We start from the raw sequence: 13,334 nt of genomic DNA, 5'->3' as shown, positions 1-13,334 counted from the left end.
TAAAGTTAATACTATGATTGTCTATCTTTTTTCAGGTATGTATCTGCCATCCGTGGAACGGTTCAAGTGTCACGGCAAAAGACCGGTCCGGTATTCCGTGATAGAGCAGACCGCCTACGATGCCGATGCTTCCGTCGGGATAGCGTTGCGTGAAGCCGAACGAGTACGGTGCATGGTCATAATAGAGCGAGATTTCGCTTGGATGGTCTGGATTCTCCTCCCATTTTTTCAGTCTATCCAGACAGTTCTGGAGTGATGTGTCACCGATGGATTCGGCGTAACGCTTTACATTCTGGAAATGTTCTTCATTCAGGATTTTCATGAGTCATTGTATTTTATCTGTTAAACACGTCCGGCTTCGGGAGCCGGTATTTTTTATTTTTCGCCTGCCTGACTGTCCCGTGACCGTACCCGCAAGGTTTGGCGAAAGAAAATACCGCAGCCACCGGCGAGGATGATTTTCTTTCAGCCAACCCCATAGGGGCCTGACCTTGTCCGGGTACGTTGGACACGGGACTACCTTTGCTGGAGGAAAATAAAATATACAGGTTGTGTGTCGTTGTATTTTCTTGCAGCTATGTCGGTGAGAAACCCATTGATTTGTTCGTCTTTGACAAAGGAATGGTGTACTTTTGCAAATCCTAATTTGAAAAATCATGGAAGATTATATAAAGAAAGCTGCGGATGCTTTCCTTGTGGAGCGTCCGTATGGTATGCGTGTGGATTACAGTAAGCAGGGATACGTGCTGTTCAACCGTAACCTCAATGTGTTGGGCAATGGGGAACATGCCCGCCTGGAGGAACTGCCTCTGGAAGAGTTTGATGTGGACGAGATTCCCTTGGAAGGAGAAATCATAAAGGAACATGCGGGTTTTACCGATGTGTTTTTCTATTCGGATTGTACCAATCCCTATGCAGGGTATGTGCTGGATCTGAAGAAGCTCAAGGTCTATAACCAGTTTATATATCCCTTGGCGATGGTACTGAACAGAAAGCTGTAAAATTCAGATAATAGCGGTAACAGTTGCATAGGAGAGCTGTTACCGCTTTGGATCTTATTTTCTGATTTCATTTCCGGCAAGAAATGCAAGATAGTCTGCCACAGCCTTATGGCACCCGGTAAAGTCGGGAGTACGGCGGCCTTTGTATTTTCGGAAACTGACGGTTCCGTTCCTGTCGATTGCTGTCACATGCCTGTTGAATGTCCCTTTGGTTCTGATATGGATGTCAAAGCCGTCCCTTCCGGTAATTTCAAGAAACATTTCTGCCGTTATTTTCTCACCGTCCAGGAATTTCCGCTTGTTCTCGTCAAGCAACTGTTGCCATCGGGTTTCTTTCTCCTTTCTTTCCAGTTCTTCTTTTCTTTTCCGTTCCAGTCGCTTTTCTTCCTGCTTTTTTGCATATTCCTCACGGGCCTGTACCAAAGGGGTGGAGTCAAGACCGAGTGCATTGAATACATGGACAGACAAGAGGGGAATGATTTTTCCATCCTCTACATCCTTCAGGGTGTTTTCAATCCAGTTCTTGCAATAGGTCGCCGCTTCTTCCCGGTGCCCCTCCTTGTCAAGTATTCTGCGTGAATACTGTCCACAGGAAAAATGGACATCACCTATCTTGCAGATTATATGGAAACTGTCTTCACTTTCGTTTCCGTATTCGTTTTTTCTTGCCAGCGAGATGAATACATTCTCCGCATACGGCTCAAGTTCCATGTATGGGGCAACGATGGTGTTGCCGTCAAACTTGTATTTCAATACTTTTGCTTTCATGTTTCTATTCTGTTTTTCTGTCGGTAGATATTTCATCTATTATCTCATTCTCTTTTCTCTCACCTTTGAGGAAGGCAAGCAGCCGCCCGAAAAAGAACGGGGCTTGGTCTGTCCCCAGCTGTGAGCTTTCCCCGTTCCGGGTGGCGCATATTGCAAACCGTCCCAGTCCGAGACTGTCCTGTGGAGGTAGGATATGGAATGACAGGTTTCCCGTACCGTTGATATGAAGCCCGCCACGGTAGGTGTAGAATGTCTTTGCGGTTCTTCTGTCCGTATCAATGTCCACCCGGCTGTAGCCTGTTTTTTCCAGGTGCTCAATTATTTCCCGGACGGATATTTCCATGTCTGTACAACAGTTCGTCCAGTCCATGTTTGCCAGCACCGCCTCATAACGGTCATAAACCGTGTTGAACTGCTTCTGATATTCTTCAAGAAAATTTCCTTCGTCATCGCACATATCTTCAAGCGCAATGCCGCTTCTTTTCACGAGGGCGATATCCGCCAGTCCGCATACCGTTTCGATAAGCAGCGACCGTTCCATATCCCCGTTTTTCCCTATCCCGAATATTTTCATCCGGCAATACCGGAACATGGCAACCCGTGTCGACATGTCAAGGTCTTTCCATACATTGATATTTTCCTGTACATATAGCTTTTTTCTGATTTCTTCCGGCAACGAGTACCACCATTTGTTCAAATTTTCCGTATCCATAAATTTTGATTTAAGTTGTTTTAAAATTCCGCCTTGATTGCCATGTGCGGTATGCAGTGGCATATTCCTGCCTTTCCCGTTCCAGATTGCTTTCCGTTTCCGGGGTATATCCGAGCAGGCGTATGTATCCGCCGTTGCAGCCTGTCAGTTCGCAGCGCATTCCGGCTGCCTCCAGTTTCCCGATGCGTTTCTGTGCCGTCTTCGCACTCGAATATTCCTTGGGCCAGAAATAATGTTCGCCCTGTGAGCCGTAAAAGTCCTCTCCAAGTATCATTTCCCCGATATGTCTTCGGTTCTCGATGAAGCCGAACCGGGCCTTGCCCAGTGCCTGACGTATAGCCTTGTGTGCCGCTCCTTCGGGATGTCTGAAAGCTTCAGGATTGTCTTTTCCCGTAATTTTCGGCAGTTCCATCCGGTACGGCTGTCTGTAGCTGCCGATTCCGAGCGTGAGATAGAAGTTGGTGTGGAAATAGTCGGTCATGGGGTCGCTTTCATCGAAATTGTATGACATCACAAAATCCCTGACGTTTGTCATCACGTCCTTGGCCCGGTCGGTCAGACTGTCTGATGTCTGGATGTTGTAGTGGTTGATGTCTCCCTGTATTTTTCCTGACTCTTTGGTGAAAGCCTCGAAGTCTGCTTTCATCAGCCGGATAAGGATTGAATTGTATCCGTCCCTGCGGACCGAGAAGGTATATCTCGGGTAGGTTTCCTTGAGCCATGCCCTGACCAGTTCCGTGATCTCCGGTGCGGACTGTCCGGTATAGTTGTGTCCTTTCCAGCGGTATTCATTGTACACATATTCGGTGTATTCCTTTGCGGTGGCACCCTGAAAGTCGTGTTCGTAGCCTGTTGGAGCTGTGGAAACGCAGGGCTTGTCTTTCCAGACCTCGAACAATTTTCCGAATTCGGTGTTCACCTGCTGCATGAGGGCAGTGTCACCACCCTTGTCCGGGTGGTGAAGCATTGCCAGACGGCGGTATTCCTTTTTCAGGTCCGCCAGAGAGTGTATGTTTTGAAAATAAGTCATGTCTGTATCCGTTAAAGTCCCGCGAGACGGTTGATGAAATATATCTGCCAGTCCAGGTCAAGCCCGAGGTTGCTGCACGCGATTTCGAAGTCTTCGCTTCTCAGGTCGTTGTCCTCCTGAAGTTCCTGCAGGTTTCTTATCTCGTCGTCCAGGTATTCCTGTGCCTCTTCCTTGCCGCAACTGCATGAGTTGCAGATCAGGTCAATGATATTCCGTGCCATATCTGTTGTCTTTAATTGTTTGTCAGGTATATGTTCCTCTTCTCGTCATAGTTTTTGCCGTTCCACCATTCGTCGGCGGCCTCGGAGAATGTTTGCCCGGAATTGGCTGAAGGGAAATCGGATGTCTTGAATCCGGTCAGGTATTCAAGGTTATCGGTATTGTTGGATTTCCACCATTCCTGCATCTTTTCCAGAAAGGATTGCTTGGAGCAGGTCTCCACATTGTCCTCGCACTGGGAACACCAGATGTCATCGTCCACGTCACTGTGGTATTCGTTCGTGTTTACATCCACCCATGCCTGAATCTCAATCTCTGTTGAACCGCAGTCACTGCACACTTTGATTTTGGAATCGTCCGGGTGTTTGCGCCTGGCCTTGCCGTCATACAGGCTGACGGCCCGTTCCACCAGTTTTTCCCTGTAGCGGTCCGTCAGTTCCGCATAGAACCGTTCGGAGGCTCCGAATACACCCTTGTCCGTCATCAGACTCCATTTTTCCCAAAAATGTGGGTACATTTCCTTGAAGACTGTCTTGCACTCTTCCTCGCACCAGGTATTCCACATGTAGTAGAAGTAGCTGGACACTGCATTTTCCGCTTGATATTTCATACTGTTGTTTCTATTTGAGGTTATACATTTTTGCAAAATGGCTGTTCACTTCAGGAATCCTTTTCTTGTAATAGGGTTGGTTGTCCCTGCACCAGTCCGCCAGTTCCTGTTTGTTTCTGAAAGGTTCCCTCCAGCTTTGCCCGCTCATGATCATTTCCACCTGCGGGGCCAGCTCCCTGATGAACGCTCCGACAGTCCATCCCTCCCGGACGTGTCTGTCCATATTGACTTTTGTTGCCATATTGTCTTTCGTTTTAAGAGTTCCCGTTTGTATTTTCAAGTTGAAGCCTGACTGCTTCGTACATTTGATTGAGCCAATCAATGTTGCTGGCTCCAAGTTCGAAAGGACTCTGACAGAAAACCTCTTCCATACTGTCCTTTATTGTTGCCAACACGGTAATGAACTTGTCAGTAACCTCAATTCCTGTAACATAACACTCGTATGGGTCTCCATTATCGTCAAACCAGATAATCCATACGGGGTCTTCTTCGTTGTCGGTAAACGTGATTTCTTTCAGTCCCTGCGCATCAAGCAGCTCCCTGATGGCTTCGATTATGTCCTTTCTCAGTTCTTCAATCCTGTCGCTGAAACACATGGACGTGTATCTGACCTTGCCTTTGCCACCCCGTTCCCTGAAAGAAAGGATCTGCATGTCGGGGTGACAGCCGAATCTCCAGTCTGTCACCTCGTCATCATCGCAGGTAGTGTGGATGTTTCCGCCCAATACCAGACCGCAGTCTTCCGTTACAATTCTTTCCGCCTCGTCGCGGTCTTCCGCCACGACCTTGTAGGTACCCTCGAAGGTGTACCTTACTCTTACATCGTACTTTGCCATAATTCCTATGATTTGGTTAATGATTTCTGTTGTTGATTCTTATTCTTGGTTCTCGAACGATTCCGGTGACAACCGGTACAGTTCAGCCAGGTTCAGTTTGGCCATCGGGTATTCTACCCATCCGCTTTTGCGTCTGTATCCCGTATCTTCGGCAAGGCTGTTCCTTATGAGGAATTCCATCGCTTCCGGATTGTTGTTTATGTCAATGAATGCCTGGTCGGGAATCCCGAATGCCGGAGAGTCTTCCAGATTGACGGTAAGTACCGTGTATAGTTCCCCGTTGTCCGGTGATTCCAGACTCAGAACCGGCCATCCGTTCGGGTAGAAGCCGGTGACAAGCCTGAATTCCTTTCCATGGTACCGGAATGTCCTTTCAGACCGGTTTTTCCCGGATTCCTGAATTTTGAAGTCGTCTTCTCCTTCAGTGAATGTCCTCACCGGGCAGGACACATCGTAATGGCAGCCGTCTTCGTGTCCGCACAGGTATTCTTTTCCCTTGAATAGGATGATTGCATATTTCTTTTCCATGATTTGATATCTTTAATTGACCATACTTGATTTATGAAGCGACAAGACCTATCTTTTCTCCGAAGAAGGAATCGCATACCCCGTACACATGCTTGATGGAGCATTCATATTTTGAGTTCTCGCTGTCAAGACGGAAGCGGAATCCGTGATAGTCCCTGACTTCCAGTTTCAGTCTGACATCTTTCAGGAGTTCCATTTCCAGGAGGCTTCCACCGCCGTACATGGAGCTGAAGATGCCGCAGCAGTTGCCTTTGGGAATAATGACTTCCCCAAGCGAGAATCCGGCATCATAAAGTTCCTGCAGGCTTACCTTGCCGATATAGGTCAGCAGGTTGGCACCGCAGCAGGAGTTGATAAGTTCATGGTAGAACTGTTCATAGGATACCTGTTCCTTGCCGTCCCTGTATTTTTTGTCGGGGAACCGGCCATATACCGTGTAGCCTTTCTCCACCAGCATTTTCTTCACTTTGGCTGGATTGAGGTTCAGCGCGTCTATCATATCCCCGAAATAGGATTCCTTGTACCGGTATCCTTCCTGCGATTCCAGCCAGTTGGAATTGATGCAGTCGTAGTTTGACAGCATCTCGACACGCACGGGGATGTCATCCGTGTTTTTGAGAAGTTCTTTCAGCGTGTCAGAGTCGTTTCTGTCATAGATTTCTTCCCTGATTTCGTCTTCGTGTTCTTGAAAGAACTTGTCCACTTCCTCTTCCCCGAAATCATGGAAACGGATACATTCATCCTTCAGCTTTGAGACGATTTCACGGACAGCTTCCCATTCGGCGTCACCGTACCATTCGTCCACTTTCTCCCACAGACTTTCACAGCTCCTTTCTTCCAGACACTTCTGGATGGTGTCACGGCAGTTGTCGAGATTGTCGTTGTAGTCCACCCATACCAGCGTGTAGGACTTGTCCATGAGCGATTTCACGAGTTCCATTGTCAGTCTTTCCTGTTCTTCCATTTCTGTTACCTGTGTACGGCAGGATTCTGTTTCCCGTACATGTCGTTTATAAATGAGAAGAGCGACCTTTCGGCCGCTCCCTTGTCATTCGTACTCTTCCTTGAGCCTTTCATATTTCTCTGTTTCCATTTCCGTCTCGCCGTCGAAGTGGAAATGTGCCATATGACCGTATCCGGTTTTAGGCTCACCGCCGCATTTGTGCAGTGCGGTGTCTATTTCCCAGTCGGTATCACCGATGCCGAGGGATATGTATGTCCCTCTGAGCATACACCCGGCCAGCCTCAGTGCGGCATCCTTCCTTTTTTCCCGGCGGAGCCTGTCAAATGCCGCGAGCGCGATTTCCCGGTTGGGTATTTTTATCGTAGTTTCCATATCGTTTCATTTTCAGTTTGCCGTTTCCTTGTCTTTCCCGCTGTCTTTTGCTGCCAGGACACCGAAAGGCAGATCGAGTATCCTGTGGTTAAAACATAGCGTTGAATTGTAGTCCGTGCGTTGCCAGAGGGTAAAATGGTCTCCGGCGAACGACCATCTGAAATAGCCTGACAGTGAGCCGAACTGCGGATTGACATTCCTGCTTATGAGGAAGCGGTTCACATCCACGATGTGTCCCGCCGTCAGTAGTATGTTCAGTATTTCCACGAATGCCAGCTGCGAGTATGGGTCGATAGGCATTACAGGTCCTTTGAAGTTGATTTCCATATCTTTTGTCTTTTAGTCATAATTGTCATCAAATATTTCGTAACGGAATGTAAGCATGTCGCAGTAGTAGCTTGATACGCCCGTGTATATCAGGGCATCTTCTCCCGTGTCCGCGTCTTCTTCCGTTTCCGTGACGGTATCCCCGTACAGGTCATGGTAGTGTGATACCATCATGTGCGGGTCATCCGTGGTGATGTCATATCCGTAACTTCTGCTCCAGCTTATGAAAAACTCCGTTTCTTCCTCTTCGAGCCTTTCAAGGGCATCCCTGATCTCGAAGAAGTTGGGACAGAGCCATTCACGGCTGATCAGTGTGTCCGGAATGTTTTCCCATTTCGGATACCGGTATTCCGGTTCCTTTTCCCCGGGAAACAGGTCGGAACAGGCACTCAGGAACTCGCCCATGTCGCTGTAGTCGGACAGGTGCAGCCAGTAGTCCCTGTAATCCTTTATGTCAATGAGATGCTGTGTGGTCACGGCAATCTCTGCATTGTTCAGATCCATATTACTTGTCTTTTATGTATGTGGATGCCGGGGATTCCATTCCACCGACCTCGACAAGGTGCCGTGTCCCGGCTGTGCAGGGTTTTTCGGGAAAATACCGCAGCTCCGCGAGGATGATTTTCCTGAAAACCGCCTGCGGCCTGACCTTGCTCAGCCGATGGGGACGCGGCTTACCTTTGTCGGTGGGAATGGAACTCCCGGTCTTCTTCATACGGTTCATATTTATTCTGTTATGCGCTGGCTTCCCCAGCTGATGTGTATTTTGCCTTCACTGTCCTGCGTGCGGATGAGCAGGCTGTCGATGACAGACATTGTGATGTCGAACTCCTCGAAGATTTCTGACTGTTCTTTGACCTCACCGGTCTTGATGAATTCGTTCAGACGCTCCTTGGTCAGTACCAGTGCCATCAGGTTCTGTTCGACCGAATCTTCGTAGGTGACGTAGTGGACATCCTTCATTTCTTTGGAATCGAGACGGATGAAACGGAAGTAGAACTGTTCCATACGGGGGATGTTCCACTGCAGGGATTCCAGTATCACGTCGTTGCAGGTAGGTATGTTCACGGAGCTGCTCAGGCTCTGCTGTGTGCATATCAGGATGCCGTTGATGGTGGAGTCGAATTCGGTCACGATGCTCTGCCGTTTCTTGAAGGCTACATCTCCCTTGACCACAAATACAGGTCTGTCGGGAAAATGTTCCCGGATATAGCTCTCGTAGAGGTCGAAGGCCGCCAATGTGGTACATCCGATGGCAACCTTACCCGGTATTGTCCTTATGAGCCTTTCAATATAGCGGGTCTTGGAAGGATAACTGTCACCGTAGTATCCCTCTATCAGGTGAGGTACCGAACAGGCTTTGATAAGCAGCTTGATCTGCCTCATGAGTCTCAGTCCTGCATCCTTTTTCGTGTCTCCCGTGCTGTTGTAGTACAGCTCACAGATGCGGCAGAATTCCTCGATGATGACACGGTATACCTCGTGTTCTCCTTCCGAGGGACGGACGGTATGTGTCCGTATCCGGTATTTCTCTCCTGCGAAGTCCCTGAATTTACGGGTGATGACCGTTTTGCCGATAAGTTCGGAGAGTTCGTCCTTGTTGTACACGTCCTGGTTCTGTTTCTCGATGCCGAATACAGTGGCTTTCCCCGGACAGTGGCAGGCACGGAAAAGGACATGCCCCCTGAAGGCGGGGAACGGTGTTCCGTAATCCGGGTTGTTCTCTTCCTCTATCTCGTGGTCCCTGTTTTCGTGGTAGACCTGCGGGCTCCAGCATATCATATTTACGGAGTTGTTGTAGAGTAGTTCGAACTGGCTGTACAGTTCCGCGATGTTGTTGCGGGTGGTTGTTCCCGTGTCGAGGATCTTGTACCTGAGCCTCCTGAATATGCACAGGATGTTTCTTGTACGCTGCGATGTGGGATTGGTGATTTCGTCCGACTCGTCGAAGACAAGGCACAGCTTGCCGGAAGTGCGTTTCACGAAACGCATCAGTCCTCTTTTCAGTTTCCGGAGCATGGAGGTGGAGACGACAAGGAATGTCCCTTCCGGTATGTTGTTGAGGTCGCCGGCGGTCTGTATTGTACGGAAGCGTTCCTTGTTTATGGTAAGGAACGGTATCCAGGTCATGTTGGTGGCGATGGCCGGGGCAAGTATGATGACGTTCTTTGCCTTTCTGAACTTGAGCAGGTATTTCGCCCTGTGATAGACGGCGGCGGTCTTGCCTGAACCCTGCTGCCAGTTCAGCAGGGCGTAGCGTTTCTGCAACACGAGGTTCAGGTCGTGTTTCTGCAAGTCCGTGAATTCGCAGACTTCACCGTCCTTGTTGATGAATGTGGTGCGGTCCAGGTATTCCTTCAGGCCGGCATCTTCCCGCATTTCCGCAAACTGGAGATTCTGGGTCTCGTATTGCCTCTGTTTGCGCCGTATCAGTTTACTGGCGGCACGGATCTGCCGCATGTTCTTTTCTGTGACGTTTTCCGGCATCGGGAGTTCGGCCCTTCCGAGTATGAGGTCGTTGATGCCTGCGGCCTTGTGCGTGACCTTGTCAAGCAGACGCGGGGCATATTGCTTCAGCTTGAAGCCGTAGGATGTCTTCACCAATGCCACTTCCTTGCGCGGCACCACGTTCTGCGAGGTGATGTACCTGCGGATGATGCCGAGAACCTTGCCGGTGGTCAGCTTCTTGCGTTCCCATTCCTTTATCTGTTCCCGGGTGGCATTTTCCGGCGGTTTCTGGTTGCGGAATTTGGACACCAGCGCCTCCGCCTTTTCGACATGCCTGTTCAGCACGGCATGGGCTTTCAGCTCGTACATGTATTTGGCGAGCCTGTACTCGAACTGTTCCAGCTCTTCTTTGTCTATATGGTTGCACTCCCGCATCAGCTGGAGGCGCAGCCGGTGTTTCATTTTCCGCACTTCGGCTATGCGTTTCTTCAGCTCATCCATGCTGACAAACTCTTCCGCGTTGTAGGGCTGCATTTCAATATGGAGGGAACGGCGGAGGAATACCATGATTTTTGTTGCGAAATTCTGTACGCCCACCGTAGAGAAGGCTGAATGTTCCAGCCTGGTCTGGCCGATGAAGGAGAAATTCGAGTTGATTTTCGCCACGCGTGTCTTTTCCCAGAACTCGTTCTGCATGAAGGAGAGAGGGACGATGACCATCAGGATTCCGGCAGGGTTGAGCACGTCATAGGCCTTGTCCATGTAGAATTCCTGCGACAGCCTGTAATCAAATTTCAGGTTGAAGGGCGGATTTCCGACAATGATGTCGAAACGCTGTTCGGGATTGTACAGCTGTATGTCGCATTTCTCGATATGAGCTTCCGGGTAGAGGTATCTGGCAACGGCCACCGCCTTGCCGTCAATGTCGAATCCGTAGGCATTGTGCAGGTTGGGCAGATGGTTGAAGAAGTTGCCCATGCCGCAGCACATGTCAAGTACCATTTCCGCCGATGTCGGAGAAAGGGTCTCCACCATGCTCCGGCATATGTCGTGCGGGGTGAAGAACTGTCCCATCTCGAATTCCTTCTTGGCCTCGGCGTATTCATGGTAGCTGGTGAAATCCGACTGCCTGAGGTTGTGCAGTCCTCCGATTCCCGTGTAGCAGTTGTAGATGCTTTCCTTCGGAACGAGGTCCTTGCCGGAGTCTATGGCGAAAAGGATTTTCTCGTTGATCTCGGCACGCCTGTCCTGGGGAATCTGTTGGGGTATGATGGCATACATGTCTTTTCTTTTTTAATGGTTGGAAACGAAGACACCCCGCAAGGATGTCTTACGGGGTGTCTGAATAAGTATTTCATGAATCACTCTTCTCTGAGTGTGATTTCATCCAGCCGCAGCCTTCTGTAGCAGTTCTCTGCGGCCTGGCTGTCCTTGAAGCGTACGTCGATGCGTCCGTTCTTGTAGAACTTGATCTGTTCTGCGTTGCTCAGGGTGAGGTTGTACCATTCGGTTATATCCACATCGCGTCTGTCAAGGCCGATGACCATACCGCTTGAACCGTTTATCACGTCATCTGCCCCGTATGCGATACCTTCGCAGAAAATGTCCACTTTCCTTCCGCAGTCATACGAGAACTCATATTCCCGGTGGTATTCCAGATGGATGCTGTCCCAGGACACGATGTCAGGGAAAGTTATCTTGTCCTTTTTCAGTTCGGGCTTCACCTTGCTCCAGCGGGAAGGCTGTACCGTTTTCAGGAAACGGGCCAGCAGTTCTTCCTCTGCGGTCTCACGGAAACTTTTTCCGCCGAGGTGTTCAATGACCATGTCCACGTAAGTCTGGTAGACCGGACGGAATCCCATGCGCATGGCCTTCTCGTCGATTACAGGAATGGGTACGTCTACATTGTAGGTCCTGTTGAAATAGGAAATGATGCGATTCGCGAAATTCGCGTTGGCATTGCAGTTGTTGTCCGCAAGCTCGTTGATGAGGTCAAACGGTTTGAATTCGTTGTGGGTATAGTCATCCTCCCCGCTGTTGTTGAAATAGAAATTCCGTATGGAGACCTTACCGTTATCCTCATACTTGAAGCTCTTGATTTCCCGGTACCGTTCCGCTTCTTCCTTGAAGATGGCATACCAACGGTCGATACGGTCAAGCGTCTTGTAGAGCTGGTCCTGCTGGAGCTGGCAATACTGCCTGTCCTGTTCTGTAATCTTGTCCTCGTTCCTTACTTGCACGTTCAGGATACCTGTGAGCAGGTCAGTGTGGCTGCCTGCTGTTCTTGTTGCTGTTGTCTGCATAACTGTATTGTTTTAGAGATTGTCAATTTCGGGTTTGATACGGTAACAGTAGGTGATGTGGCTGTCCATGTCCTTGACCAGCTTGACCTGTTCGGGATAAAAGTTGAGACGCCGTTCCACGGCCTGGACATCTATTTTGTCCCACTCGTGCTGCGGCAGGAACCGGTTCTCATGACGGAAACACCAGAGAACGATATGGTTTTCCTGGTTGCCCTTGAACACGGTCCCTTCATAGTCCTTCAGGAACTGTAGGAAGTCCTCTTCGGTCCTGAAAGCCTTGTCGAAGCCTTGGTACAGGTTACGTGCGTCCGGACCCGTGTTTTTTGTCAGATAATACTGTCTCCATGTCTCAGTGGTGAAATCGCCGTAGAGAGGGTCAGGTTCGGAATAGGACCATAACGGCACTTTTGCCGTGAATGCGACGGCACCGTTGGCGCACGCACCGCAGTTGCCCCAGTCTTGGAATATCCCTTCCGTCCATCTGACGAACTTCAACTGGAGGGGGTCAATATGGTGGAAGGATCCTCCGCTGACACTTAAACCGATACCGTCATACTCTTCCCATATGAAAGGGATATAGGGGATTTCACAGATGGAAATCAGTCCGTCCGTATTTTTGCGTTTCTCGATGAGGGCGTTGCCGTAATATTTCCCGTATCTGTCCACATAGATGAGTCTGTCACCGACCTGTGGAATCTTTTCAGAGCGTGTCCTTTCTATCAGTTCCACATAACCGTTGGCCATATCCACGTCCTGCTGTGTCAGCCGGTGTTCATGATCGTACAGAATGTTCAGTGGTTTGAGTGTTTCCACCGTGTACTTGTTCTTTGTTGCCTGTAACATAACATTTGATTTTTTGTTAGTCCGGCTTCTGGGGCCGGAGTTCCCATAACTACAGGCTTAAAAAGGTCGTGTTCCGTACATGCAAGGCTTCGGGAAAAAATACCGCAAGCCCTCCGGGGCGAGGATGATTTTTTCCACGAACCCGAAGGGCTTGGCCTTGCTTGTACGGGAAGAACACGAATTACCTTTGCCTGTGGTTATGGGGACTCGGCTACGGTATGCTTGTTTTTCCCGATATGTTTTTATTCCGTAAGATTGCAGCCGTTTATATGGCCTTTTCAGAAAGAAATGTTATCTTTGCAGGTGAGATAAAGAGTTATTTGAAAGCATGAGAAATATGGCGGTTCGGAACAGTCCGGCTTTTTCTTATCCA

18 protein-coding genes are annotated in these 13,334 nt (G+C 49.3%); 1 reads left to right on the top strand and 17 read right to left on the bottom strand.

Annotation, left to right across the window (positions count from 1 at the left end; all coding sequences use genetic code 11):
- Nucleotides 1–31 precede the first annotated feature (31 nt).
- Nucleotides 32–322, bottom strand: a complete 291-nt coding sequence (locus tag H9625_RS03545; protein ID WP_071149215.1) for a DUF4120 family protein — start codon at nucleotides 320–322, stop codon at nucleotides 32–34.
- A gap of 334 nt (nucleotides 323–656) precedes the next feature.
- Here H9625_RS03545 and H9625_RS03540 point away from each other — a divergent pair, with 334 nt between their 5' ends.
- Nucleotides 657–1,001 carry a hypothetical protein gene (locus H9625_RS03540; RefSeq protein WP_168044568.1) on the top strand — a complete coding sequence of 115 codons (345 nt, stop codon included), beginning with the start codon at nucleotides 657–659 and terminating at the stop codon, nucleotides 999–1,001.
- A 54-nt stretch (nucleotides 1,002–1,055) separates the two neighbouring features.
- Here H9625_RS03540 and H9625_RS03535 read toward each other — a convergent pair whose 3' ends face one another.
- The 16 genes from H9625_RS03535 to H9625_RS03460 all read right to left on the bottom strand — a co-directional run bounded on the left by H9625_RS03535 (nucleotide 1,056) and on the right by H9625_RS03460 (nucleotide 12,961).
- A complete protein-coding gene (locus H9625_RS03535) occupies nucleotides 1,056–1,769 on the bottom strand; it encodes a hypothetical protein (protein WP_072544857.1) in 714 nt (237 codons plus the stop codon).
- 4 nt (nucleotides 1,770–1,773) lie between these two features.
- Nucleotides 1,774–2,481 carry a hypothetical protein gene (locus H9625_RS03530; protein WP_071149212.1) on the bottom strand — a complete coding sequence of 236 codons (708 nt, stop codon included), beginning with the start codon at nucleotides 2,479–2,481 and terminating at the stop codon, nucleotides 1,774–1,776.
- Nucleotides 2,482–2,491: 10 nt separating this feature from the next.
- Nucleotides 2,492–3,511: an LPD29 domain-containing protein gene (locus H9625_RS03525; RefSeq protein WP_071149211.1), complete on the bottom strand. Its 1,020-nt coding sequence runs from the start codon at nucleotides 3,509–3,511 to the stop codon at nucleotides 2,492–2,494.
- 11 nt (nucleotides 3,512–3,522) lie between these two features.
- A complete protein-coding gene (locus tag H9625_RS03520) occupies nucleotides 3,523–3,732 on the bottom strand; it encodes a hypothetical protein (RefSeq protein ID WP_071149210.1) in 210 nt (69 codons plus the stop codon).
- Nucleotides 3,733–3,743: 11 nt separating this feature from the next.
- Nucleotides 3,744–4,340, bottom strand: coding sequence for a hypothetical protein (locus H9625_RS03515; RefSeq protein ID WP_071149209.1), 597 nt, complete (start codon nucleotides 4,338–4,340; stop codon nucleotides 3,744–3,746).
- A 10-nt stretch (nucleotides 4,341–4,350) separates the two neighbouring features.
- Entirely contained in the window at nucleotides 4,351–4,581 is a 231-nt protein-coding gene (locus H9625_RS03510; RefSeq protein ID WP_071149208.1) for a hypothetical protein, read from the bottom strand.
- A gap of 13 nt (nucleotides 4,582–4,594) precedes the next feature.
- On the bottom strand, nucleotides 4,595–5,176 hold the full coding sequence (locus H9625_RS03505; protein WP_057254238.1) for a hypothetical protein: 582 nt from the start codon (nucleotides 5,174–5,176) through the stop codon (nucleotides 4,595–4,597).
- 39 nt (nucleotides 5,177–5,215) lie between these two features.
- Entirely contained in the window at nucleotides 5,216–5,704 is a 489-nt protein-coding gene (locus H9625_RS03500) for a DUF4313 domain-containing protein (protein ID WP_025279125.1), read from the bottom strand.
- A 31-nt stretch (nucleotides 5,705–5,735) separates the two neighbouring features.
- Nucleotides 5,736–6,668 (bottom strand): hypothetical protein, encoded by a 933-nt coding sequence (locus tag H9625_RS03495; protein ID WP_057254240.1) that lies wholly within the window; start codon nucleotides 6,666–6,668, stop codon nucleotides 5,736–5,738.
- 84 nt (nucleotides 6,669–6,752) lie between these two features.
- Nucleotides 6,753–7,040 (bottom strand): hypothetical protein, encoded by a 288-nt coding sequence (locus H9625_RS03490; RefSeq protein WP_022460396.1) that lies wholly within the window; start codon nucleotides 7,038–7,040, stop codon nucleotides 6,753–6,755.
- Nucleotides 7,041–7,052: 12 nt separating this feature from the next.
- The gene (locus H9625_RS03485) at nucleotides 7,053–7,367 is read right to left on the bottom strand and encodes a hypothetical protein (protein WP_005801751.1); all 315 of its coding nucleotides are present in this window, start codon (nucleotides 7,365–7,367) and stop codon (nucleotides 7,053–7,055) included.
- Between the two features lie 12 nt (nucleotides 7,368–7,379).
- Nucleotides 7,380–7,871 (bottom strand): hypothetical protein, encoded by a 492-nt coding sequence (locus H9625_RS03480; protein ID WP_057254243.1) that lies wholly within the window; start codon nucleotides 7,869–7,871, stop codon nucleotides 7,380–7,382.
- A 1-nt stretch (nucleotide 7,872) separates the two neighbouring features.
- Nucleotides 7,873–8,082 carry a hypothetical protein gene (locus H9625_RS03475; RefSeq protein ID WP_225226238.1) on the bottom strand — a complete coding sequence of 70 codons (210 nt, stop codon included), beginning with the start codon at nucleotides 8,080–8,082 and terminating at the stop codon, nucleotides 7,873–7,875.
- 11 nt (nucleotides 8,083–8,093) lie between these two features.
- Nucleotides 8,094–11,096: an N-6 DNA methylase gene (locus H9625_RS03470; protein WP_118686911.1), complete on the bottom strand. Its 3,003-nt coding sequence runs from the start codon at nucleotides 11,094–11,096 to the stop codon at nucleotides 8,094–8,096.
- A gap of 80 nt (nucleotides 11,097–11,176) precedes the next feature.
- On the bottom strand, nucleotides 11,177–12,118 hold the full coding sequence (locus H9625_RS03465) for a hypothetical protein (protein ID WP_072544855.1): 942 nt from the start codon (nucleotides 12,116–12,118) through the stop codon (nucleotides 11,177–11,179).
- Nucleotides 12,119–12,130: 12 nt separating this feature from the next.
- On the bottom strand, nucleotides 12,131–12,961 hold the full coding sequence (locus H9625_RS03460; RefSeq protein WP_118686912.1) for a DUF4121 family protein: 831 nt from the start codon (nucleotides 12,959–12,961) through the stop codon (nucleotides 12,131–12,133).
- Nucleotides 12,962–13,334 lie beyond the last annotated feature (373 nt).

The organism is Phocaeicola intestinalis (assembly GCF_014837065.1).
Lineage (GTDB): Bacteria > Bacteroidota > Bacteroidia > Bacteroidales > Bacteroidaceae > Phocaeicola > Phocaeicola intestinalis.
Note: the sequence above shows the minus strand (reverse complement) of the source record. Positions and strands in the feature narration are given on the sequence as shown.